The organism is Helicobacter pylori (genome assembly GCF_021062735.1).
GTDB classification, from domain to species: Bacteria; Campylobacterota; Campylobacteria; order Campylobacterales; family Helicobacteraceae; genus Helicobacter; species Helicobacter pylori_DN.
Window position 1 is genome coordinate 189,479 of record NZ_JAHXLB010000001.1, and the last position, 23,434, is coordinate 212,912.

A 23,434-nucleotide genomic window follows, 5' to 3' on the forward strand; every position below is an offset into this window, starting at 1 on the left:
TTAATAACGCCTCTTTTTCTAATCCTTATATTTTTAAACTAATAAAACTTTATACAAATAGACTTAATAATCCTTATAGTTATAGTCTTATATTTGTTTTTATGGCTTGACTTATCCCTAAAAATGCGCTATAGTTGTGTCGCTTAATAACAATAAGCGCTAAATTTCTATTTTATTTATCAAAACTTAGGAGAACTGAAATGAAGTTTCAACCATTAGGAGAAAGGGTCTTAGTAGAAAGACTTGAAGAAGAGAACAAAACCAGTTCAGGCATCATCATCCCTGATAACGCTAAAGAAAAGCCTTTAATGGGCGTAGTCAAAGCGGTTAGCCATAAAATCAGTGAGGGTTGCAAATGCGTTAAAGAAGGCGATGTGATCGCTTTTGGCAAATACAAAGGTGCAGAAATCGTTTTAGACGGTACTGAATACATGGTGCTAGAACTAGAAGACATTCTAGGTATTGTGGGCTCAGGCTCTTGCTGTCATACAGGTAATCATGACCATAAACATGCTAAAGAGCATGAAGCTTGCTGTCATGATCACAAAAAACACTAAAAACATTATTATTAAGGATACAAAATGGCAAAAGAAATCAAATTTTCAGATAGCGCAAGAAACCTTCTATTTGAAGGCGTGAAACAACTCCATGACGCTGTTAAAGTTACCATGGGGCCAAGAGGCAGGAACGTGTTGATTCAAAAAAGCTATGGCGCTCCAAGCATCACCAAAGACGGCGTGAGCGTGGCTAAAGAGATTGAATTAAGTTGCCCGGTGGCTAACATGGGCGCTCAACTCGTTAAAGAAGTAGCGAGCAAAACCGCTGATGCCGCTGGCGATGGCACGACCACAGCGACCGTGCTGGCTTATAGCATTTTTAAAGAGGGCTTGAGGAATATCACGGCTGGGGCTAACCCTATTGAAGTGAAACGAGGCATGGATAAAGCCGCTGAAGCGATCATTAATGAGCTTAAAAAAGCGAGCAAAAAAGTGGGCGGTAAAGAAGAAATCACCCAAGTAGCGACCATTTCTGCAAACTCCGATCACAATATTGGGAAACTCATCGCTGACGCTATGGAAAAAGTGGGCAAAGACGGCGTGATCACCGTTGAAGAGGCTAAGGGCATTGAAGACGAATTAGATGTCGTAGAGGGCATGCAATTTGATAGAGGCTACCTCTCCCCTTATTTTGTAACGAACGCTGAGAAAATGACCGCTCAATTGGATAACGCTTACATCCTTTTAACGGATAAAAAAATCTCTAGCATGAAAGACATTCTCCCGCTACTAGAAAAAACCATGAAAGAGGGCAAACCGCTTTTAATCATCGCTGAAGACATTGAGGGCGAAGCTTTAACGACTCTAGTGGTGAATAAATTAAGAGGCGTGTTGAATATCGCAGCGGTTAAAGCTCCAGGCTTTGGGGACAGAAGAAAAGAAATGCTCAAAGACATCGCCATTTTAACCGGCGGTCAAGTTATTAGCGAAGAATTAGGCTTGAGTCTAGAAAACGCTGAAGTGGAGTTTTTAGGCAAAGCCGGAAGGATTGTGATTGACAAAGACAACACCACGATCGTAGATGGCAAAGGCCATAGCCATGATGTTAAAGACAGAGTCGCGCAAATCAAAACCCAAATTGCAAGCACGACAAGCGATTATGACAAAGAAAAATTGCAAGAAAGATTGGCTAAGCTCTCTGGCGGTGTGGCTGTGATTAAAGTGGGCGCTGCGAGTGAAGTGGAAATGAAAGAGAAAAAAGACCGGGTTGATGATGCGTTGAGCGCGACTAAAGCGGCTGTTGAAGAAGGCATTGTTATTGGCGGCGGTGCGGCCCTCATTCGCGCGGCTCAAAAAGTGCATTTGAATTTACACGATGATGAAAAAGTGGGCTATGAAATCATCATGCGCGCCATTAAAGCCCCATTAGCTCAAATCGCTATCAATGCCGGTTATGATGGCGGTGTGGTCGTGAATGAAGTGCAAAAACACGAAGGGCATTTTGGTTTTAACGCTAGCAATGGCAAGTATGTGGATATGTTTAAAGAGGGCATTATTGACCCCTTAAAAGTAGAAAGGATCGCTCTACAAAATGCGGTTTCGGTTTCAAGCCTGCTTTTAACCACAGAAGCCACCGTGCATGAAATCAAAGAAGAAAAAGCAACCCCAGCAATGCCTGATATGGGTGGCATGGGCGGTATGGGTGGCATGATGTAAGCCCCCTTGCTTTTCTTAATGAAAGCCCTCTTTTTGGGGGCTTTTGACAAAACCGCTCGCTTTTAAAAACGTGCAACAAAAAATCTCTGTTAAGCTTTTATTATTAGCGCTCCATTAAAATAAAATCTAAAAACTCTTTACCACCCAAACAAAAGCGCAAAAAACGCAAAAATTCTAAAATTTTCTCCAAATGACAAAAAAAAAAAAAAACGATTTTATGCTACAATAGTCTCAAATACATTCTTACTCAATGTATAAAATCTCAATCACTCATTTTAATTTCAAGGAGAATATTCATGAAAAAAGCCCTTTTACTCTCTCTCTCTCTCTCGCTTCATCGCTTTTAAACGCTGAAGACAACGGCTTTTTTATAAGCGCGGGCTATCAAATCGGTGAAGCCGCTCAAATGGTGAAAAACACCGGCGAATTGAAAAGACTTTCAGACACTTATGAGAATTTGAGCAACCTTTTAAACAATTTTAACAACCTCAATCAGGCGGTAACGAACGCGAGCAGCCCTTCACAAATCAATGCTGCGATCGATAATTTAAAAGCAAACACGCAAGGGTTGACTGGCGAAAAAACCAATTCCCCCGCTTATCAAGCGGTGTATTTGGCGTTGAATGCGGCGGTGGGGCTGTGGAATGTCATCGCCTATAATGTCCAATGCGGTCCTGGTAATAGTGGGCAACAAAGCGTAACCTTTGAGGGCCAACCAGGACACAATTCAAGCTCCATTAATTGCAATTTAACCGGTTATAACAACGGGGTTAGCGGCCCTTTAAGTATTGATAACATGAAAACGCTTAACGACGCTTATCAAGTTCTCCAACAAGCTTTAAAACAAGGGGTACCCGCTTTGAATAACACGAATCAAAAGATAGAAGTCAAAGTAACAACACAAACTAATGGGCAAACTAGTAAAGAAACTACTACTACTACTACTAATGACGCTCAAACCCTTTTGCAAGAAGCCAGTAAAATGATAGGCGTTCTCACTACAAACTGCCCATGGGTAAATACCGCTACTAACTCAAACGGGGGTGCGCCGTGGGGTTTAAATACGACAGGGAATGTGTGTCAGGTTTTTGCCACGGAATTTAGCGCCGTTACTAGCATGATCAAAAACGCCCAAGAAATCGTAACGCAAGCTCAAAGCCTTAACAACCAGCAAAGCAATCAAAACGCGCCACAAGATTTCAACCCTTACACCTCTTCTGATAGGGCTTTCGCTCAAAACATGCTCAATCACGCTCAAGCGCAAGCCAAGATGCTTGAACTGGCCGATCAAATGAAAAAAGACCTTAACACTATCCCAAAACAATTTGTATCAAACTACTTGGCAGCTTGCAGAAGTGATGGCACAACGCCTAGTCAAGGGGTTACTTCTAACACTTGGGGAGCCGGTTGCGCGTATGTGGAAGAGACGATAACGGCTTTAAACAACAGCCTTGCGCATTTTGGCACTCAAGCCGAGCAAATCAAGCAATCTGAGTTGCTTGCACGCACTATACTTGATTTTAGAGGCAACCTTAGTAATTTAAACAACACTTATAACAGCATCACCACGACCGCTTCAAACACGCCTAATTCCCCATTCCTTAAAAATTTGATAAGCCAATCCACTAACCCTAATAACCCTGAGGGTTTAAAGACCGTTTATCAACTCAACCAAAGCGCTTATTCGCAATTATTAAGCGCCACGCAAGAATTAGGGCATAACCCTTTCAGACGCGTTGGATTAATCAGCTCCCAAACCAACAACGGCGCAATGAATGGGATCGGCGTGCAAATAGGGTATAAACAATTTTTTGGTGAAAAGAGAAGGTGGGGGTTAAGGTATTACGGCTTTTTTGATTACAACCATGCTTATATCAAATCCAGCTTTTTCAATTCAGCCTCTGATGTGTTCACTTATGGGGTAGGAACAGATGTCCTCTATAACTTTATCAATGATAAAGCCACCAAAAACAGCAAGATTTCTTTTGGGGTTTTTGGGGGGATTGCGTTAGCCGGCACTTCGTGGCTTAATTCTCAATACGTGAATTTAGCGACATTCAATAATTTCTATAGCGCTAAAATGAATGTGGCGAATTTCCAATTCTTATTCAACTTGGGCTTGAGGATGAACCTCGCTAAGAATAAGAAAAAAGCAAGCGATCATGCGGCGCAGCATGGCGTGGAATTGGGCGTGAAGATCCCCACGATCAACACGAATTACTATTCTTTGCTAGGCACTCAACTCCAATATCGCAGGCTTTATAGCGTGTATTTGAATTATGTGTTTGCTTACTAAAGCGTTAAAACCCTTTGTGAAACTCCCTTTTTAAGGGGTTTCTTTTGAAGCCTTTCTTTTTTTGAACCCTTTTTTTTGGGGGTCAAGCGTAAAATTCACCCCTATCCCTTTAAGAAAATAAAATAAAAGAAAATGCGTTTTACAACAAAATAAGATCTAAAACAATAAAACAAAAACCCATTTTTTAACAATGAAATTTTTTAAACAAAAAAAGCATTAAATCCTAATAAGATTTGTTAGATCTTGATAAAAACAAAGCTTTTTTAAAACCCCTAAAAACAAGACTAACCAACAACCAAAACGCATCTATTGTGATCCTTATAGCATTAAAGCGCAACCAAGTTTTTTATTTAAGCAAAAGCTGTTATGCCGTTTTAAGAGCGTGTCATTTCTATGAAAACCGCAATATTTTTCAATTATTCTTGACAAGCGTTAAAAAAAATTGTATCATTATCTTTTTGTGAGACCCGTTAGCTCAGCTGGTAGAGCAATTCCCTTTTAAGGAATGGGCCGTTGGTTCAAATCCAACACGGGTCACCATGAGCATCGTGGCTCCTTCATCTAGTGGTTAGGATACCACCCTTTCACGGTGGTTACAGGGGTTCAAATCCCCTAGGAGTCACCACTCTTTTATACGGGTTTAGTTGGATTTATCTCAATATTTTGGTCGCTTAGCTCAGTTGGTAGAGCGCTACCCTTACAAGGTAGATGTCATAAGTTCGAGTCTTATAGCGACCACCATGACTAAAGCATGCATTTTTAGGCTATGGATTTTGGATAGGGAGCGGTAGTTCAGCTGGTTAGAATATCTGCCTGTCACGCAGGGGGTCGCGGGTTCGAGTCCCGTCCGCTCCGCCACCAAGAACTTTTTAAATCATTTTCTACGCTTTATTTCCAATACAATAGTCAATCGTTAAAAATGACCCTTTCATCTAGTGGCCAAGGATACCACCCTTTCACGGTGGAAACGGAAGTTCAAATCTTTCAAGGGTCGCCACAAAAATTTCAAACTACACCCATAAATTATCTAAAAGCCTGGTTTTACCCACACGAGCCGCCACCAAAATGAGCGTGTTAGTTGGCTCTATGGTTTTTAAAGGCTCTAGCTTGTGGTTACAACATTCCAAATAATCCACTTCCAAGGTTTCTAAAATTTCAAGCCCTAGTTTTTTCAGTTTTTCGCACGCTTTTTCGCCCTTGTCTATGGCTTGCTGGATACTTTCTAAAGCTTTTGGAATGGCTAGGGCTTGTTTTCTTTCTGTGGCACTCAAATACACATTCCTAGAGCTTAAAGCCAAATGATCGCTATCGCGCACGATCTCGCATGGCACTATTTCAATGTCTAAAAGCAAATCTTTAACTAAATGCTGGACGATTAAAAGCTGTTGGGCGTCCTTTTTACCAAAATACGCTCTAGTGGGATTGACAAGATGGAACAATTTTAGCACGACCTGAACAACCCCATCAAAATGCCCCTTACGCACTGCTCCCTCTAAAGAGTGGGATAAAAATGTAGGGGCGTAGAGTTTCAGGCGTTGCTTTGCTTCATAGGGATACATTTCGCTGATTTTTGGCACAAACACCGCATTAACGCCCAATCTTTCACACAAAGCCAAATCCTTTTCTAAAGGGCACGGGTAAGCGCTAAAATCTTCGTTAGCCCCAAATTGCGTGGGGTTGACAAAAACGCTCACAATCGTGTGGGGATTTTCTTTCAAACTCCTTTCTATCAAGCTTTGATGCCCTTTGTGTAAAGCCCCCATAGTCGGCACAAACCCCACGCTTTCTTTCAAACTTTTACGATATTCTCTTAAAGCAGCAATCGTTTCTAACACCCGCATTTAACAATCCTTTAAAAGCTCTAAAACCACTTCTCTAGGCTCTTTAGCCTGATAAATGGGGCGGCCCACCACGATAAAATCGCTTAAATTTTGTTTAGCTTCTTTAGCGTTCGCCACCCTTTCTTGATCTTCTTTATCGTTTTTATCCAGCCTTATGCCAGGGGTTAAAGTCAAAAAGTCCTTACCTAAAGCCTCTTTAATCGCCAAACTTTCAAACACCGAACACACCACCCCATCAATCCCGCTCTCTTTACCCATAGCGCTTAATGTGATCGCTTGCGTTTTTAAAGGGGCGTTATACACCATCAAAAATTCCTCTTCGCTAAAGCTGGTTAAAGCGCTCACGCCCATGATCAAGGGGCGTTTTTTAAGAGCGTTTAAGCGTTGCATTAAAATGGTTAGCGCGCTTTTAGCGCTGCTTAAATGCACGGTGAGCATGTCAATGTCTAATTTCGCGCATTCTAGTGCAGCATTTGCCATAGTATAAGGAATATCATAGAGCTTCAAATCCAAAAAGATCTTAAAATTTTCATCAATCTTTCTGATTTCATCTAAAAAACTAGCCCCGTCTCTTATAAACGATCTAAGCCCCACCTTAGCCCATAAATCTAAGCCTTTCAATTCTTGCAATAAAGAAAGATTGTCCTCTTTTTTTTCTAAATCCAATGCGACACATAATTGCATGAAAGCCCTTTAAAGTGTAAAATAACGCCATTATAACAAAAAGAAATGCAAGATTTTTAGCTATGATAAGCGTTTTAAAATGAAAACCAAGTTTAAAAAAATGAGATTTAAGGGTTAAAGAGTGAAAGCGTTTTTAGGAGCGTTAGAGTTTCAAGAGAATGAATATGAAGAGCTTAAAGAGCTTTATGAGAGCTTAAAGACTAAGCAAAAGCCCCACACTTTGTTCATTTCTTGCGTGGATTCACGAGTCGTGCCTAATCTAATCACTGGCACCAAGCCGGGCGAATTGTATGTGATCCGCAACATGGGCAATGTGATCCCCCCTAAAACAAGCTATAGAGAGTCCCTTTCTACTATTGCGAGCATTGAATACGCTATCGCGCATGTGGGCGTTAAAAATTTAATTATTTGCGGGCATAGCGATTGTGGGGCTTGCGGGAGCATTCATTTAATCCATGATGAAACCACCAAAGCTAAAACCCCTTACATTGCAAACTGGATACAATTTTTAGAGCCTGTTAAAGAAGAATTAAAAGATCACCCGCAATTCAGCAACCATTTCGCCAAGCGTTCATGGCTTACAGAGCGTTTGAATGCGCGCTTGCAACTCAGCAACCTCTTAAGCTATGATTTCATTCAAGAAAGAGTGATGGATAACGAATTGAAAATTTTTGGTTGGCACTATATCATAGAAACAGGCAGGATTTATAATTATAATTTTGAAAGCCATTTTTTTGAGCCAATTGAAGAAACCATTAAACAAAGGAAAAGTCATGAAAACCCCTGAAACAAAAACCCCTAAATCCGTTTTAATCGCCGGGCCATGCGTTATTGAGAGTTTAGAAAATCTAAGGAGTATCGCTATTAAATTGCAACCCCTAGCCAACAACGAGCGGTTGGATTTTTATTTTAAAGCGAGTTTTGATAAGGCTAACCGCACGAGTTTGGAAAGCTACAGAGGGCCTGGTTTAGAAAAAGGCTTAGAAATGTTACAAACCATCAAAGATGAATTTGGCTATAAGATTTTAACCGATGTGCATGAGAGCTATCAAGCAAGCGTGGCAGCCAAAGTGGCGGATATTTTACAAATCCCAGCGTTTTTGTGCCGCCAAACGGATCTGATTGTAGAAGTGAGCCAGACTAACGCCATTGTCAATATCAAAAAAGGGCAATTCATGAACCCAAAAGATATGCAATATTCTGTCTTAAAAGCCCTTAAAACGAGAGATAAAAGCATTCAAAGCCCCACTTATGAAACAGCGTTAAAAAATGGCGTGTGGCTGTGTGAAAGGGGGAGCAGCTTTGGGTATGGGAATTTAGTGGTGGATATGCGCTCTTTAAAAATCATGCGAGAGTTTGCCCCTGTGATTTTTGACGCTACCCATAGCGTGCAAATGCCAGGGGGTGCGAATGGGAAAAGTTCAGGAGACAGCTCTTTTGCCCCTATTTTAGCGAGAGCAGCGGCGGCGGTGGGGATTGATGGGTTGTTCGCTGAAACACACATTGATCCTAAAAACGCCCTAAGCGATGGGGCGAACATGCTAAAACCTGACGAGCTAGAACACTTAGTAACCGACATGTTAAAAATCCAAAATTTATTTTAAAGGAATTTCATGCAAATCATAGAAGGGAAATTGCAATTGCAAGGGAATGAAAAAATCGCTATTTTAACATCGCGCTTCAATCATATCATCACAGACAGATTAAAAGAAGGGGCGATGGATTGCTTTAAAAGGCATGGGGGCGATGAGGATCTTTTAGACATCGTGTTGGTGCCTGGGGCTTATGAATTGCCTTTGATTTTAGAGAGGTTGTTAGGGAGTGAAAAATACGATGGCGTGTGCGTTTTAGGAGCGATCATTAGAGGGGGGACTCCGCATTTTGACTACGTGAGCGCGGAAGCGACTAAGGGCATTGCCAACGCGATGCTCAAATACAGCATGCCGGTAAGCTTTGGCGTGCTGACCACAGACAATATTGAACAAGCGATTGAAAGAGCGGGCAGTAAAGCCGGGAACAAGGGCTTTGAAGCGATGAGTACTCTCATTGAATTATTGAGCTTGTGCCAAACTCTCAAGGGTTAAAATGGCGACACGAACTCAAGCCAGGGGGGCTGTGGTTGAACTGTTGTATGCGTTTGAGAGCGGTAATGAAGAAATTAAAAAAATCGCTTCCAGCATGTTAGAAGAAAAAAAGATTAAAAACAACCAGCTCGCTTTCGCTTTAAGCCTTTTTAATGGCGTGTTAGAAAGAATCAATGAAATTGACGCTCTCATCGAACCGCATTTAAAAGACTGGGATTTCAAGCGATTAGGGAGCATGGAAAAGGCGATTTTACGCTTAGGAGCGTATGAAATTGGCTTCACGCCCACACAAAACCCTATCATCATCAATGAATGCATAGAGCTTGGCAAACTCTACGCTGAGCCTAACACCCCTAAATTTTTAAACGCTATCTTGGATTCTTTGAGCAAAAAACTCACTCAAAAACCCTTGAATTGAGGGCGTTTTATATTTAAATTTAAAAAATAATGCACTAATCACTAATCACTAATCACTAATCACTTCACTAAAGAGGGGGTTGGTGGGATTTGAGCGAGCGATAGAAATCAAATTAAAGGAATAATATGGCATACAAATATGATAGAGACTTGGAATTTTTAAAGCAACTGGAATCTAGTGATTTATTGGATTTGTTTGAGGTGCTTGTTTTTGGTAAAGACGGCGAAAAAAGACACAATGAAAAACTCACAAGCTCCATAGAATACAAAAGGCATGGCGATGACTACGCTAAATACGCAGAAAGAATCGCTGAAGAGTTGCAATACTATGGGAGCAATAGTTTTGCGAGTTTCATTAAAGGCGAAGGAGTCTTATACAAAGAGATTTTATGCGATGTGTGCGATAAATTAAAGGTCAATTACAACAAGAAAACTGAAACGACTTTAATTGAACAAAACATGCTTTCTAAAATCTTAGAAAGAAGTTTGGAAGAAATGGATGATGAAGAAGTGAAAGAAATGTGCGATGAATTGTCCATAAAAAACACGGACAATTTAAACAGACAAGCCTTAAGCGCGGCGACTTTAACGCTGTTTAAAATGGGAGGCTTTAAATCTTATCAATTAGCTGTCATTGTTGCGAATGCGGTCGCAAAAACCATTCTAGGGCGTGGTTTATCGCTTGCGGGCAATCAAGTGCTTACAAGAACTCTGAGCTTTTTAACAGGCCCTGTTGGCTGGATCATTACAGGCGTATGGACAGCGATTGATATTGCAGGGCCGGCTTATAGGGTAACCATACCGGCATGCATTGTGGTTGCCACTTTACGCCTAAAAACACAAGCAAACGAAATTAAAAATCTTCTTTAACTCTTTTTAAACCTTTCTTAAAAATACAATATAAACTTAGACGCTATAAAATGTCTGGATTTTATTTTTAGCGTTTAAAAGAATTGATGCTTTAAAGCAATCTATAGAGCTAAGAGCGTTGGGCTTTTGAGTTTAAGCCTTTTTAGAATATTAAGTATAGTTTTAGACAAATGATATTAAAATCAGTAACCACTTTAGAAAAACAGCGATGGGGTGCGAAAAGTCGTTTGTTTTTAATAAGTGATAAAACAATATAAAGGAATAATATGGCATACAAATATGATAGAGACTTGGAATTTTTAAAGCAACTGGAATCTAGTGATTTATTGGATTTGTTTGAGGTGCTTGTTTTTGGTAAAGACGGCGAAAAAAGACACAATGAAAAACTCACAAGCTCCATAGAATACAAAAGGCATGGCGATGACTACGCTAAATACGCAGAAAGAATCGCTGAAGAGTTGCAATACTATGGGAGCAATAGTTTTGCGAGTTTCATTAAAGGCGAAGGAGTCTTATACAAAGAGATTTTATGCGATGTGTGCGATAAATTAAAGGTCAATTACAACAAGAAAACTGAAACGACTTTAATTGAACAAAACATGCTTTCTAAAATCTTAGAAAGAAGTTTGGAAGAAATGGATGATGAAGAAGTGAAAGAAATGTGCGATGAATTGTCCATAAAAAACACGGACAATTTAAACAGACAAGCCTTAAGCGCGGCGACTTTAACGCTGTTTAAAATGGGAGGCTTTAAATCTTATCAATTAGCTGTCATTGTTGCGAATGCGGTCGCAAAAACCATTCTAGGGCGTGGTTTATCGCTTGCGGGCAATCAAGTGCTTACAAGAACTCTGAGCTTTTTAACAGGCCCTGTTGGCTGGATCATTACAGGCGTATGGACAGCGATTGATATTGCAGGGCCGGCTTATAGGGTAACCATACCGGCATGCATTGTGGTTGCCACTTTACGCCTAAAAACACAGCAAGCCAGTGAAGATAAGAAGTCGTTGCAAATAGAATCCATTTAAGCTTTTTTTTAGGGAAAAGGGTATAGAATGGAGACCTAGATGCGAAAACGCATCTAGTTTTTATTTTAATTTAAGGGAGACACAATGAGTAACAGTTGCAGTAATCAAAACCACAATCAAAAAGGTGATGCTAAAAACCAAAACAACGAAAGTTGTCAAAAAAATAGCCAAAACCAGGCTAATCAATGCAACGCTAACCACGAGCATAAAAACGATAAAAAGTAAGGGTTAGAGAGTTAAAGGAGGGGGTTTCTTGTGCCAAAAATCAAAATAGCGTTTCATTAAATTATACCTAAAGAAAAATCAATAGTTTCCTACTTTCAAATCAGATTTATCGTATCCAAAATGATAAGCGTATCAAAATATTTTAATTATTATTATTCTTTGGTTGTAAAATCAATAAAGCCCATTAGCATTTGTAACACAATATTCATGCACAGTTAGCTGGTGTGCTTGAGCCTTTTAGGGCGTTAGACATGATTTTAAAAAATGATGCTGTAATCACTAATCACTAAAAAGGGGGTTGGTGGGATTTGAGCGAGCGGTAGAAATAAATTAAAGGGATTGCATGGCATACAGATACGATAGCGACTTGGCATTTTTAAAGCGATTAAGCTCTAATGATTTGAAAGATTTGTTTGATGTGCTTGTTTATGATGAAGATGGCACACTAAGAATGAATGAAGAATTGACAAATTCAACAGAATATAAAAGGTGTGGTAGCGATTACGCCAAATACCCCAGAAGAATCGCTGAAGAACTGCAGTGTTATGGGGGCAATACTTTTATTAATTTTTTAGAAACGAAGGGGTCTTATACAAAGAGATTTTGTGCGATGCGTGCGATCATTTAAAGGTTAATTACCATGAAGAATCTCCAACCTCTTTGATTGAGAAAAACATGCTTTCTAAACTTTTGAAAGGTAGTTTAGAAAAAATGAGTGGGAAAGAGATTAAAGAACTCTGCGATGAATTGGGCATGACAAATATTGATAAAGTGATTGGTGAGAACAAACAAGTCCTAATCGCATCTACTTTAACGCTGTTTAAAGCGGGTGGCTCTCATTCTTATGCGTTGGCTGTATCTGTTGCAGATGCAATGGTAAGACAAACTCTAGGGCATGGTTTATCGTCTGTGGTGGGTAAAGTCGCGCTTAAAAAACTTTGGGCATTTTAGCTGGGCCTATTGGTTGGGTCATTACAGGTGCGTTAGTGAGCGTCAATCTTGCAGGGCCGGCTTATAGGGTAACCGTGCCTGCATGCGTTTTGGTTGCCACCTTACGCAAAAAATTGAAAGCGGAACGAGAAGCAAGATTAAAAGCGGAACAAGAAGCGAATGAAAAGAAAATGTGGTATTTAGTTATTATTTTTTGTATTCTCATTGGTCTAGCTGTTTTAGCTGTTTTTTACATGAAAAGGAAACACCAATCAAGCAACAACCCAAAAAGCGGTGTTGAAAACCTTAAAAACCCTAGCCACAAGAATTAAAGAATGGCAACAACCGCTCCAAAACACAAAACCACCCCAAGCACAAAAACAACAAGGGAGCAAGAGGTTAAAGAGCGTTAAGGAGAGTAAAATCCCCTTTTAGCGTTTGAGAGAATTGACTGTTTGGAGCATGGCGTCAGCGGTTTGAATGCTTTTAGAATTGGCTTCATAAGCCCTTTGAGCGGTGATTAGATCCGTCATTTCTTCTACCAATCTCACATTACTAAGCTCCAAAAAGCCTTGCCTTAACTTGCCCAATCCTTGAGAATCCGGATTGCCCACAATCGCATCGCCGCTAGCATTGGTGATTGAAAACAAATTATCCCCCATAGAATGAAGCCCCGCCGGGTTGACAAAATTAGCCAAAGTGATTTGCCCGATCACATTAGAAGTCGTTTGCAAGCCTTGAGTCACGCTCACCGTGCCATCCACACCGATATTTACTTGCGTGGTGTCTTCAGGTAAAGTGATTTGAGGGATGAGAAGATAGCCCTCGCTTGTTACAAGATTGCCCTGCTCGTCTAGTTTAAAATTCCCGCTTCTTGTATAAGCGGTGGTGCCATCAGGCAATTGGACTTGAAAAAAGCCTTTGCCCGTAATGGCGACATCTAAATTATTTTCCGTTTCTTTAGGGCTGCCTTGCGAAAACATTTTAGTGATCGCGCTAGGGCGCACGCCTAAGCCCACTTCCATGCCATCTGGCGATAAAGTCGTGTTGCTTGTGTTGGTGCCGGCGTATTGCATCGCTTGGTAAAACAAGTCGTTAAAATCCGCACGAGATTTTTTAAACCCGGTGGTATTGACATTAGCGATATTGTTTGAAGTGGTGTCAATATGCGTCTGTTGGGCGAGCATCCCTGAAGTGGCGCTATAGAGAGAGCGGAGCATTTTTTCCCTTTAAACTAAAACTTAACAACCTAGAATTATAACAAAAATAAGATTAAATTTGACTAAACTTGAAACGCTTTTTTAATAAAAAGGTTTAAAAAAGATTTAAACCTAGTCTCATGCAGAAATCTTATAAACGCCTTTAGCGTTTGAAATGAATGCGTTAGCATTTTTAAATGCTGTAAAAACCTTGTTAGTAGAATTAACTCTACTCTTCTCAGTGTCTTGTAATATTATGCTTTTCGCAAGTAAGTACGCCAAAATTCAGATTGAGATCAGTAGTTTATAAAGATTTTATTTTATGCTTAATATCTGGGATTTAGACTGAACAATATTAATTTTATGATATAATAAAACATGTGGCTGTGTTTTTGCATGCTACTTCAAACCATTAGGTTAGGAGCTAATGGTTTGAAGAATAATAATGCATGTTAAGAAACACGCCATAAATTAAAATTTAAAAGGAGATAAGCATGAAATTAATCATGATTATAGTGGTGTTAATAGTGCTCGCAACACCACTATACTAAACTACAAATCCTTGAGAGTTAATAGCTCTTAAGGATTTTTTAAACCCTTTTTTATGATGAAACTATAATACAATAATCATTAAAGTTAGCTTAAAACTTATAAAAAATTTGAGAATAATGACAATAAATAAAATATTATTATAACCATAGGTTCAAAATAACAAGCGTTACGCTTGGGACTTTATTCTTGTATCTTGTCAAGCGTTTCAAGGCTTTTGCTTACTCGTTAATTCAGTTTTAATGCGCTTTTATTCAAATTTAATCTCTCAAATACAGATAAAAGATTGATAAATTTTAGGGCGTTTTATCATGCGCTTTCTTTTTGTATCCATTCACTCAAAACTTTTTAACAGCGTTCTTGGCGAAATGTTAGCCTTTTCTAAAGGGACAAAGCGCTTTTTTTGATAAGCTTCTAGGCTGGATCGCCCTATCATGGCGGCATTGTCGCTGCAAAATTCTAAAGGGGCTAAAACAAGCTTGCAATCAAACGCATCGCACAAGTTTTCAAACGCCTTTCTTAAAGCAAGATTCTGGCTCGCTCCTCCCACAATGCCAAAAATTTTAGGGCGTTTGGTTTTAAAATAGCGTTTAGTCTGCTGGATTAAATGCTCAATAGCCGCGCTTTGAAAATGATAGCCAATCTTTTGTTTGATCGCTTCATTCAAATTATGGGCGTTTTTTTCAACCTCCAAACGCACCGCATTCTTTAAACCTGAAAAACTAAAAGCCAGATTCGGGCTGTTTTTTAAAGGGATAGGGAACATTAAAGGCTCGTTTGGGTGCGCATAATCAAGGGCTAATTTTTCCACTATGGGACCTCCTGGATAGCCCAAATCAAGCATTTTAGAAACCTTATCAAAACTCTCCCCAAAGCTATCGTCTAAACTCGTGGCAACGATTTTAATGTCTTCATAATCTCTAGCCTCTAAAATCAAAGAATGCCCCCCAGAAACTAAGAGCGTGCTTAAAGGCATGCAGGTTTGTTTTTCATTGATAAAGAGCGAATACACATGCCCTCTCAAATGGTCTTCTAAAATTAAGGGTAAATTCAAAGACAAGCTCAAGGCTTTTGCCATCATCAAACCTTCTATTAAAGTAACGCTCAAACCTGGCTGATTGGTGATAGCGATGGCTTTAATTTTGGAAAAATCCTTATTCAAGCTGATTTTAACGCGTTCTAATAAGAGCGGCAAATTCTCAGCATGCAAGCGCGATGCAAGCTCAGGCACAACGCCCCCATAAGAGCTGTGGTGCTTTTCTTGAGAGATTTTAAAATGAGCGATGAGTTTGGCGTCCTCTATTCTTGTAAGGGCTAAAGAGCTGTCATCGCAAGAACTTTCAATGCTTAAAATCATGTCTTTATCTTTGGGTGGTGTTTTTGCTTGAATTATACCTTGTTAGCAACACTCTAAAGCCTTTAAACCAAAACTAAAAAGTGGATTTACAAAAACACCAATGACAAAAATACCAATGAATAGAAAGCTAGAATTAAACATTGAGCATGAAGAATAAAGAGATGAAATCTAAAATTAAAGCTTTGAATGAAATAAGCCCCTTTTTTAGAAAAAGCCTTTAAGCTAAGTATTTGATCGCATTCAAATAGCTTTTGTTGCTCGCTTTGTTTTGATAAGCAATGTCAAACGCCGTGCCGTGGTCAGTGGAAGTGCGTAAAATGGGAGCGTTCAAACTCACATTGATGCTTTCATCAAAATAGAGTGCTTTTAAAGGGGCTAGCCCCACATCATGGCTCATGCTCACATAAAAGGGGGTTATTTTGCGCTTATTAGGGGCAAAAGCGCTATCAGCCGGCAGTGGCCCTAAAAAACATTCAAAGCCCAGCGTTTGGTTGCTCTTTTGAATGGCTTTTAAAATCTTTTCATCTTCTTCCCCAAACAAGCCCTCTTCGCCCGCATGGGGGTTAAAACCACACACTTGAACGATTTTAGCTTGAGTGCTTTTTTGAAACGCTAACAAAAACCGGACTAACGCTCCCACTTGAATGAGTTGAGAAACCGCCCCTAAAGGCACATGGTCGCTAAATAGCCCCACAAAGAGTTTAGAACACCCAAGCATCATGATGATTTGATGATCTTTATAGCGTTGTTTTAAAAAATCGGTATGCCCCACAAAAGGGATTTGAGCTTGTTGCCATGCGAGTTTGTTGATAGGCAAAGTGCAAATGCCATCCACTTCTTTATTATCCGCTAACTCGCAAGCCTTTTTAAAACTCTCAAAACTATACGCCCCGCTTTGAGCGCTGACTTTACCTATCGTGCTAGAGTTTAATAAAGGTAAGGGGGTATCAATAGCGATCGTGTTAAGCGTCTTAGTTTCATAAGCGTTATGAAGCAATTGATTGGCCCGCTCTAAAAGTTCGCCATCAATGAGATACAACGGCTCACAAAGCACGCTCACTTCCTTATGGCTTTTTAAAATCAATTCTAAGCCTACGCCTTGAACATCCCCGCAACTGATCGCAATTTTCTTTTTAGCCATTTTATCGCTTAATAAGTTGCGCCATTTCTAAAATCGCTTTTTCTAATCCCACTAAAACCGCTTTTGAAACCACGCTATGACCGATATTAAGCTCTCTTAAAGAGGGGATTTTTAACAATTCTTTCACGTTAGAATAATTCAACCCATGCCCTGCGCACGCCGTGATGCCCATAAAAAACGCTTCTTTACTCATTCTTCTTAATTGCAAAAAGGCGTTATGCAATTCTTCTTTCAGTTCTTTAGGGCTTTTGTCTTTGAGCGCGCTAATGGCATGGATTTGATTGTTAGCGTTAGAATATAAAGCGTTGTGCAAATTCGCATACACCCCAGTGTGGAACTCCACTTGCTTGACTTGATACTCCCTTGCAAAATGCAGAGCGTCTTTTAAAGGATCAATAAACAAAGACACTTCAATGCCTTTATTATGATACGCTCTAATCACCTCTCCTAAACCCTTTAATGAGCAATCCAACCCCCCCTCTGTCGTAACCTCATTCCTGTTTTCAGGCACGATCGTAACTTTACTGGGCTTATTTTTCAAAGAGCATAAAAAATCAGTGATTTCAGCATTAATAGAGCATTCAATGTTGATAGGCAAGGGGCTTATTTCAAGCAACTTCAAAACATCTTCATTTTGAATGTGCCGTTTGTCTTCTCTCAAATGGATGGTGATTAAATCCACTTTATGGGTGTTTTTAGCGATGAATAAGGCTTCTAAAATTTCAGGCTCGTAAGTTTTTCTTATCTCTCTTAAAGTAACAATGTGATCAATATTCAATCCAAAACGCATGACTATCCTTTATTTTATAATAATGATTTTTGGAATTGTAACATAAAACCCACCTCTTACACCTATAAGATTTTATCATCAAGCTATCTTTTGCTATAATACCCAAAACAAAATACCAATTAAATCCAATAAAAAGTGTTGTGGGTGCTATATTTTTTAACCAGTTTATTTATTTGCTCTTTGATTGTTCTGTGGTCTAAAAAATCCATGCTCTTTGTGGATAACGCTAATAAAATACAAGGCTTCCATCATGCAAGAACCCCACGAGCCGGGGGGCTTGGGATCTTTCTTTCTTTTGTGTTAGCTTATCTTTTTGAGCCTTTTGAAGCGCCTTTTAAGGGGTTTTTTGTTTTCTTAGGGCTATCGCTAGTGTTTTTGAGCGGTTTTTTAGAAGACATTAACCTTTCATTAAGCCCCAAAATACGCCTTATTTTACAAGCCGTAGGGGTTGTTTGCATCATCTCATCAACGCCTTTAGTGGTGAGCGATTTTTCGCCCCTTTTTAGCTTGCCTTATTTTATCGCTTTTTTATTCGCTGTTTTTATGCTAGTGGGTATCAGTAACGCTATCAATATCATTGACGGGTTTAACGGGCTGGCATCAGGGATTTGCGCAATTGTGCTTTTAGTCATTCATTATATAGACCCTAGCAGTTTGTCTTGTTTGCTAGCTTACATGGTGCTTGGGTTTATGGTGTTAAATTTCCCTTTAGGAAAGATTTTTTTAGGCGATGGGGGGGCGTATTTTTTGGGTTTGGTGTGCGGGATTTCCCTTTTACATTTGAGTTTAGAGCAAAAAATCAGCGTGTTTTTTGGGCTCAATTTAATGCTTTATCCGGTCATAGAGGTGCTTTTTAGTATCCTAAGGCGCAAAATAAAACGCCAGAAAGCCACCATGCCAGACAATTTGCATTTGCACACCCTTTTATTTAAATTCTTGCAACAACGCTCTTTCAATTACCCCAACCCTTTGTGCGCGTTTATCCTTATTCTGTGCAACCTGCCTTTTATTTTAATCAGCGTCTTATTCCGCTTAAATCCTTACGCGCTCATTGTCATTGGCCTGGTCTTTATCGCATGCTATTTAATGGGCTATGCTTATTTGAACAGGCAAGTTTGCACCTTAGGAAAGCGAGCGTTTTAATGAAAAAGCTCAAAAATCTTTTTTTGATCCTGCTCTTATGGGTCTATCCTTTAAGGAGTGAGCCGATCAATGAGGGGGCATACATTTTAGAAGAGATTGGCGATGTACTTAGGTTTTTACCTATTTTTGTCGGCACGGTCAGTTTGGCGATGCGCGATTATAGAGGGTTAGGGGAATTAGCGGTCGGCACATTAGTCACTCAAGGAGTGATTTATGGCCTTAAAGGAGCTTTTAGCACCGCCCATAAAGATGGGGCTAGAGTGGAATTTGCCAAACGCCCATGTTGTAATTCTTGGAGAGGCATGCCAAGCGGGCATGCTGGGGGGGCGTTTAGCGCGGCTGGGTTTGTGTATTACCGTTATGGGTGGAAGCCGGCTCTTCCTGTGATCGCTCTTGCAATCCTCACTGATGCTAGCAGAGTGGTGGCAAGACAACACACGATCTTGCAAGTTACGATTGGCAGCCTTATCGCATGGGGGTTTGCTTATTTATTCACTTCACGCTACAAACCTAAGCAATGGATGCTCTATCCTGAAATTTCTAGCGATTTTAAGGGCAGTAGCCGCTATGGGGTGAGCTTTTCTTATCAATGGTAAAGGGATAAAGTGCTAAAAAAGTTATTATTCATTTCGCTCTTTTTAGGGTTTTTAAAAGCAGAGGGCGAACATTATGAAATCATCGTTGAGCTTTCAAAGGCTTTTTTGAAAGCCCAAGAAGTTTTGACTGCGATCCATCAAGCTTATAAAACCTGCATAGAAACCGGGCATGATCGCACCCAAATACGCCTTCAAAGCGCTTTTTTAGAGAACTTGTCTCAAACAGAACAGCAATTTGATGATTATTTTGAGAAGGATTTTAAAAGCGTAGAAGTTTTAAAAACCTTGCTTAAAAACCTCCGATCGTTAGAAAAAGCTTCCAATAAGCTTGCATGTATTGCCCCAAAAAACGCTAAAAATTTTGAAATTTTAGAGGGAGCGATAACCCAAATCATAGACTTAGAAAAACAGATGGATAAATTTATCAACGGCGCAAAATAAAGCCCATTGTTGCATGAGAATTTAATGGAATATTCATCGTAAAAAGCTCTAATTCAGTTTGAGCGGTAACCTTTTAAAAGCGTTCTTAGAAAATTGAGTTTCGCCACAAACAAAGCTTAGCGATCCTATTTAAAAAGCCAAAGCGTATTAAAGTTGGCTTTGAATATTCGTATTTGATGAGAGCCAAATCCCTAATACTTATGCTTTCTTAGGCGTTTCACCACATAATCCCCTGTGCTTTGAATGATTTGCACTAAAACAATGATCACGACCACCGCATAAAAAAGCACATCGCCCCTATAACTTTGATAGCCAATCCTAATGGCTAAATCCCCCAAGCCCCCAGCCCCTAACGCTCCCGCCATAGCCGAATAGCCTATTAAAGAAATTAAGGTGATGGTGATATTGTTCACTAAAGAAGGCAGGCTCTCTAAAAGCATCATTTTAATGACTTCCAAATGAGACGCTCCCAAGCTTAAAGTGGTTTCAATCTTGCCATGCTCTACTTCCATTAGAGAATTTTCAAAAAGCTTTGCGACAAAAGGAATAGCTGAAATGGCTAACGGGATAATGCTCGCACTAGAGCCAATGCTCGTGCCAATCAAAAAGCGCGATAGAGGCAGGAGCAAAATAATGAGAATGATAAAAGGGAAAGAGCGAGTCATGTTGATAGAAGTGTCTAAAATCTTATGCAAAAGGGGTTTGTTTAACAAATGCCCTTTTTTACTCACTAACAATAAAACCCCCAAAGGCAAGCCAAAAACAACCGCCAAAAAGCTCGCCACAAACACCATATAAAGCGTTTCTAGCGTGGCTTGAATGAGCATTTGAGAAATCATTTTAATCCTTTAATTTTTCCACTTGTAAGCCTAAAGCGTTTAGATACTCTAAAGCCCTTTGAGTCTCTGTGGTGCTGCCTAAAAACCGCACCACTAAATACCCTATATCTTTAGTCGTAAGCTCTTCAATGTTGCCTGAAATGATACTCACATCTATTTTAAAACGCCTGATCAAATTAGAAATGATCGGCTCGTCTAAATGCTCCCCTAAAAACACGATGCGATAAATGTCTTGCGATTTTTGATCCCCATGCTCGTTTTTGATGCCAAGCAATTCCTTAGTAACGGCATGTTTAGGGTTAGCAAAAATTTCTTCTACCGAGCCTCTTTCCACAATTTCACCGCTGCTGATCACACACATTTGATTGCACAATTCTTTAACCACTTCAATTTCATGCGTGATGAAAACGATGCTCAAATCAAACTTTTTTTGAATGCCGCTTAAAAGCGTTAAAATAGAATGCGTGGTTTTAGAATCCAGCGCGGATGTGGCTTCATCGCAAAGCAATAAATCAGGGCAATTCGCTAAACTCCTAGCAATGGCTACTCTTTGTTTTTGCCCACCGCTGAGCTGTTTAGGATAAAAATGCATTTTATCTTCTAACCCCACTAATTCCAACAATTCATGCACCCTTGATTTAATCTTGGTTTTTTCCCATCGGGCGATTTCTAGAGCGAAAGCGATATTTTCAAACACATTTTTAGCGCTCAATAAATTGAAATGCTGGAAAATCATGCCTATTTTCTGGCGCACTTTTTGCAATTCTTTAGGCTTTAATTTTAACAGATTGACCCCATTGACTAAAACTTCGCCAGAACTGGGGCGTTCCAAGCAATTGATCAAGCGAATGAGCGTGGATTTCCCCGCCCCTGAATAGCCTATCACGCCTAAAATATCGCCTTTTTTCAATTCCAAATTCACGCCTTTTAGAGCATGGAATCCGTTTTCATAAATCTTTTCAATGTTTTTTAATTCTACTACCATCGTTTTAACTTTACATCCCGATCACTTGGACATTTGCGCGTTATTTTCCACGCTATTGAGCCATAAAAACACTTGCACCACGCTTTCATACAATTCTTCAGGTATCGCGCAATCTAATTCCACCTTTAAAAGCGAATCCACTAGCATGGGATTAGAAAAGAGCGCTATATCATATTCTTTAGCTTTTTGAATGATCCTTTTAGCCACTTCGCCCACCCCGCTTGCGATCACTTTTGGGGCATGATCTTGCCCCATGTTATAGGCTAGGGCGGCGGCTTTTATGGTTTTATTCATCTAATACCCTAAGGTCAAAGAATCGGCGTCATTCCAAGAGAAATTTTTTTCAAACCCTTTTGTTTTTTTCAAAATAGACGCAACGCTACGAACCAACATGTCCGTTTCAATATTTACGCGCCGTTTGAGTTTATAAGTCTTAAAAAGGGTGTTTTCTAAAGTGTAAGGGATAATCGTTAGCCAAAACCCTTTTTCTTCTACCTTGCTTAAAGTCAAACTCACCCCATCAATGGCGATAGAGCCTTGCTCAACGCACAATAAAAGCGTTTCGTTAGAAGCGCTGATGAAAAAATCCACTTGATTAGCGTTGTGAATGATTTTTTCAATGACCCCAATAGCGTCAATATGCCCTTGCACAAAATGCCCATCCAAACTCGCATCAGCTTTTAGGGCTGGCTCAATATGGACTAAATCCTTGTAATTTTCTAACGCTACGCTGTTTTGGGTTTTTTGGCTCAATTCCACGCTAAAATGCGTTTTTGAACTTTCTATGGCGGTCAAACACGCCCCATTGATCGCAATGCTATCGCCAAGCTTGGGATTGAGATCGCTCTCTATGTTTAAAATATTGTTTTGGAAACCTTTCACTTTAGCTATTTGATGGATTAGACCGCTGAACATCGTTAATGATTATTTTCCTTATGTTAAAATGCTTAAATATTGTAACATATTAAATAAAACCATTAGGATAAAAGCATGTTTATTGATACGCATTGCCATTTGGATCATAAGGACTATGAAAACGATTTAGAAGAAGTGTTAAAAGAAAGCCTAGAAAAAGGCGTTACTCAATGCGTGATTCCGGGTGCGGACATGAAGGATTTGAATAGAGCAATAGAGATTAGTGAAAAATTTGAAGGCGTGTTTTTTGCCATAGGCGCTCACCCTTATGATGTGGAGAGTTTTGATGAAAGCCTGTTTGAAAAGTTTGTTGGGCATCAAAAATGCGTGGCGATAGGCGAATGCGGACTGGATTACTACCGCTTGCCTGAATTAAATGAAAGAGAAAATTATAAAAGCAAGCAAAAAGAAATTTTTACCAAACAGATTGAATTTTCTATCCAACACAATAAGCCCTTGATCATCCATATTAGAGAGGCGAGTTTTGATAGTTTGAATATTTTAAAAAGCTATCCTAAGGCTTTTGGGGTGTTGCATTGCTTTAACGCTGATGGCATGCTTTTGGAATTGAGCGATCGTTTTTACTATGGGATAGGAGGGGTTAGCACTTTTAAAAACGCTAAAAGACTGGTAGAGATCCTCCCTAAAATTCCTAAAAACAGGCTTCTTTTAGAAACGGATTCGCCCTATTTAACCCCACACCCTTTTAGAGGCACCAGAAATAGCCCTACTTATATCCCTTTAATCGCTCAAAAAATTGCCGAAATCATCAACATAGAGACTGAAGAGCTCGCTTCTTTAAGCACGCATAACGCTCACACGCTCTTTAGTTTCCCCTAAAATTAAGGCTTGTTAGAAAGCGTTATTCAAGTTTAGTTATAATCAAGGCTG

General features: G+C 39.7%; 27 protein-coding genes and 5 tRNA genes. 22 read left to right on the top strand and 10 right to left on the bottom strand.

What is annotated here, in order from left to right; genetic code table 11:
* Window positions 1–200: 200 nt before the first annotated feature.
* From groES to KX581_RS00940, 8 genes are all read left to right on the top strand, one after another.
* Window positions 201–557 carry a co-chaperone GroES gene (gene groES / locus KX581_RS00905; RefSeq protein ID WP_000671934.1) on the top strand — a complete coding sequence of 119 codons (357 nt, stop codon included), beginning with the start codon at window positions 201–203 and terminating at the stop codon, window positions 555–557.
* A gap of 24 nt (window positions 558–581) precedes the next feature.
* On the top strand, window positions 582–2,213 hold the full coding sequence (gene groL, locus KX581_RS00910; RefSeq protein WP_231175337.1) for a chaperonin GroEL: 1,632 nt from the start codon (window positions 582–584) through the stop codon (window positions 2,211–2,213).
* 250 nt (window positions 2,214–2,463) lie between these two features.
* Window positions 2,464–4,509: a Hop family adhesin HopZ gene (gene hopZ, locus KX581_RS00915; protein ID WP_231175338.1), complete on the top strand. Its 2,046-nt coding sequence runs from the start codon at window positions 2,464–2,466 to the stop codon at window positions 4,507–4,509.
* A 464-nt stretch (window positions 4,510–4,973) separates the two neighbouring features.
* Window positions 4,974–5,049: transfer RNA gene (locus KX581_RS00920), tRNA-Lys, on the top strand.
* 10 nt (window positions 5,050–5,059) lie between these two features.
* Window positions 5,060–5,134 (top strand) — tRNA-Glu (locus KX581_RS00925).
* Between the two features lie 40 nt (window positions 5,135–5,174).
* A tRNA-Val gene (locus KX581_RS00930) sits at window positions 5,175–5,250 on the top strand.
* Between the two features lie 40 nt (window positions 5,251–5,290).
* A tRNA-Asp gene (locus KX581_RS00935) sits at window positions 5,291–5,367 on the top strand.
* A 63-nt stretch (window positions 5,368–5,430) separates the two neighbouring features.
* Window positions 5,431–5,506 (top strand) — tRNA-Glu (locus KX581_RS00940).
* Between the two features lie 13 nt (window positions 5,507–5,519).
* Here the strand turns inward: KX581_RS00940 and panC are convergent.
* Together panC and pyrF are read right to left on the bottom strand one after the other, a co-directional pair.
* Window positions 5,520–6,350, bottom strand: coding sequence for a pantoate--beta-alanine ligase (gene panC, locus KX581_RS00945; protein ID WP_231175339.1), 831 nt, complete (start codon window positions 6,348–6,350; stop codon window positions 5,520–5,522).
* Complete coding sequence (gene pyrF / locus KX581_RS00950) at window positions 6,351–7,034, bottom strand: orotidine-5'-phosphate decarboxylase (protein ID WP_120871902.1); 684 nt, start codon at window positions 7,032–7,034, stop codon at window positions 6,351–6,353. It abuts the gene before it with no gap.
* A 121-nt stretch (window positions 7,035–7,155) separates the two neighbouring features.
* On the opposite strand from pyrF, the gene KX581_RS00955 reads away from it, so the two are divergent.
* The 10 genes from KX581_RS00955 to KX581_RS08305 all read left to right on the top strand — a co-directional run bounded on the left by KX581_RS00955 (window position 7,156) and on the right by KX581_RS08305 (window position 12,920).
* On the top strand, window positions 7,156–7,821 hold the full coding sequence (locus tag KX581_RS00955; protein ID WP_231175340.1) for a carbonic anhydrase: 666 nt from the start codon (window positions 7,156–7,158) through the stop codon (window positions 7,819–7,821).
* Complete coding sequence (gene kdsA, locus KX581_RS00960) at window positions 7,808–8,638, top strand: 3-deoxy-8-phosphooctulonate synthase (RefSeq protein WP_120871907.1); 831 nt, start codon at window positions 7,808–7,810, stop codon at window positions 8,636–8,638. Before KX581_RS00955 ends, kdsA begins: the two co-directional genes overlap by 14 nt.
* 9 nt (window positions 8,639–8,647) lie before the next feature.
* Window positions 8,648–9,118: a 6,7-dimethyl-8-ribityllumazine synthase gene (ribH, locus tag KX581_RS00965; RefSeq protein WP_120871909.1), complete on the top strand. Its 471-nt coding sequence runs from the start codon at window positions 8,648–8,650 to the stop codon at window positions 9,116–9,118.
* Between the two features lies 1 nt (window position 9,119).
* Complete coding sequence (gene nusB / locus KX581_RS00970; protein WP_000235751.1) at window positions 9,120–9,536, top strand: transcription antitermination factor NusB; 417 nt, start codon at window positions 9,120–9,122, stop codon at window positions 9,534–9,536.
* 125 nt (window positions 9,537–9,661) lie between these two features.
* Window positions 9,662–10,405 carry a YaaW family protein gene (locus KX581_RS00975; RefSeq protein ID WP_165561322.1) on the top strand — a complete coding sequence of 248 codons (744 nt, stop codon included), beginning with the start codon at window positions 9,662–9,664 and terminating at the stop codon, window positions 10,403–10,405.
* 266 nt (window positions 10,406–10,671) lie between these two features.
* A complete protein-coding gene (locus tag KX581_RS00980; protein WP_000323696.1) occupies window positions 10,672–11,433 on the top strand; it encodes a YaaW family protein in 762 nt (253 codons plus the stop codon).
* An 84-nt stretch (window positions 11,434–11,517) separates the two neighbouring features.
* Window positions 11,518–11,658: a hypothetical protein gene (locus tag KX581_RS00985; RefSeq protein WP_000071328.1), complete on the top strand. Its 141-nt coding sequence runs from the start codon at window positions 11,518–11,520 to the stop codon at window positions 11,656–11,658.
* 343 nt (window positions 11,659–12,001) lie between these two features.
* Entirely contained in the window at window positions 12,002–12,286 is a 285-nt protein-coding gene (locus KX581_RS08295; protein ID WP_331273810.1) for a DUF3944 domain-containing protein, read from the top strand.
* A 32-nt stretch (window positions 12,287–12,318) separates the two neighbouring features.
* The gene (locus KX581_RS08300) at window positions 12,319–12,609 is read left to right on the top strand and encodes a hypothetical protein (protein ID WP_331273811.1); all 291 of its coding nucleotides are present in this window, start codon (window positions 12,319–12,321) and stop codon (window positions 12,607–12,609) included.
* On the top strand, window positions 12,597–12,920 hold the full coding sequence (locus KX581_RS08305) for a p24 family protein (RefSeq protein ID WP_120862603.1): 324 nt from the start codon (window positions 12,597–12,599) through the stop codon (window positions 12,918–12,920). The genes KX581_RS08300 and KX581_RS08305 overlap by 13 nt, the downstream gene beginning before the upstream one ends.
* 99 nt (window positions 12,921–13,019) lie before the next feature.
* Here KX581_RS08305 and flgG read toward each other — a convergent pair whose 3' ends face one another.
* From flgG to pdxJ, 4 genes are all read right to left on the bottom strand, one after another.
* Complete coding sequence (gene flgG, locus KX581_RS00995) at window positions 13,020–13,808, bottom strand: flagellar basal-body rod protein FlgG (RefSeq protein WP_000946437.1); 789 nt, start codon at window positions 13,806–13,808, stop codon at window positions 13,020–13,022.
* Window positions 13,809–14,670: 862 nt separating this feature from the next.
* The gene (tsaD, locus tag KX581_RS01000; RefSeq protein ID WP_231175341.1) at window positions 14,671–15,693 is read right to left on the bottom strand and encodes a tRNA (adenosine(37)-N6)-threonylcarbamoyltransferase complex transferase subunit TsaD; all 1,023 of its coding nucleotides are present in this window, start codon (window positions 15,691–15,693) and stop codon (window positions 14,671–14,673) included.
* Between the two features lie 217 nt (window positions 15,694–15,910).
* Window positions 15,911–16,834, bottom strand: coding sequence for a 4-hydroxythreonine-4-phosphate dehydrogenase (gene pdxA / locus KX581_RS01005; RefSeq protein WP_120871919.1), 924 nt, complete (start codon window positions 16,832–16,834; stop codon window positions 15,911–15,913).
* 1 nt (window position 16,835) lies between these two features.
* Window positions 16,836–17,624, bottom strand: coding sequence for a pyridoxine 5'-phosphate synthase (gene pdxJ / locus KX581_RS01010; RefSeq protein ID WP_120871921.1), 789 nt, complete (start codon window positions 17,622–17,624; stop codon window positions 16,836–16,838).
* A gap of 135 nt (window positions 17,625–17,759) precedes the next feature.
* On the opposite strand from pdxJ, the gene wecA reads away from it, so the two are divergent.
* The 3 genes from wecA to KX581_RS01025 are packed head-to-tail and all read left to right on the top strand — an operon-like array spanning window position 17,760 to window position 19,804.
* On the top strand, window positions 17,760–18,767 hold the full coding sequence (wecA, locus tag KX581_RS01015) for an undecaprenylphosphate N-acetylglucosaminyl transferase WecA (protein WP_120871923.1): 1,008 nt from the start codon (window positions 17,760–17,762) through the stop codon (window positions 18,765–18,767).
* The gene (gene lpxF, locus KX581_RS01020; protein ID WP_164866305.1) at window positions 18,767–19,363 is read left to right on the top strand and encodes a lipid A 4'-phosphatase; all 597 of its coding nucleotides are present in this window, start codon (window positions 18,767–18,769) and stop codon (window positions 19,361–19,363) included. Before wecA ends, lpxF begins: the two co-directional genes overlap by 1 nt.
* 9 nt (window positions 19,364–19,372) lie before the next feature.
* Window positions 19,373–19,804 (top strand): hypothetical protein, encoded by a 432-nt coding sequence (locus KX581_RS01025; protein WP_120871927.1) that lies wholly within the window; start codon window positions 19,373–19,375, stop codon window positions 19,802–19,804.
* A 191-nt stretch (window positions 19,805–19,995) separates the two neighbouring features.
* On the opposite strand, the gene metI is transcribed toward KX581_RS01025, so the two are convergent.
* From metI to ribE, 4 genes are read right to left on the bottom strand one after another with little or no spacing between them, the layout of a single operon-like run.
* Window positions 19,996–20,643 (bottom strand): methionine ABC transporter permease, encoded by a 648-nt coding sequence (metI, locus tag KX581_RS01030; protein WP_000625454.1) that lies wholly within the window; start codon window positions 20,641–20,643, stop codon window positions 19,996–19,998.
* Between the two features lies 1 nt (window position 20,644).
* Entirely contained in the window at window positions 20,645–21,628 is a 984-nt protein-coding gene (locus KX581_RS01035) for a methionine ABC transporter ATP-binding protein (RefSeq protein WP_231175342.1), read from the bottom strand.
* 21 nt (window positions 21,629–21,649) lie between these two features.
* On the bottom strand, window positions 21,650–21,922 hold the full coding sequence (locus tag KX581_RS01040) for a FlhB-like flagellar biosynthesis protein (RefSeq protein WP_001044047.1): 273 nt from the start codon (window positions 21,920–21,922) through the stop codon (window positions 21,650–21,652).
* Window positions 21,923–22,543 (bottom strand): riboflavin synthase, encoded by a 621-nt coding sequence (gene ribE / locus KX581_RS01045; RefSeq protein WP_180629005.1) that lies wholly within the window; start codon window positions 22,541–22,543, stop codon window positions 21,923–21,925.
* 75 nt (window positions 22,544–22,618) lie between these two features.
* Here ribE and KX581_RS01050 point away from each other — a divergent pair, with 75 nt between their 5' ends.
* On the top strand, window positions 22,619–23,383 hold the full coding sequence (locus tag KX581_RS01050) for a TatD family hydrolase (protein WP_120871933.1): 765 nt from the start codon (window positions 22,619–22,621) through the stop codon (window positions 23,381–23,383).
* The last annotated feature ends 51 nt before the right edge of the window (window positions 23,384–23,434 follow it).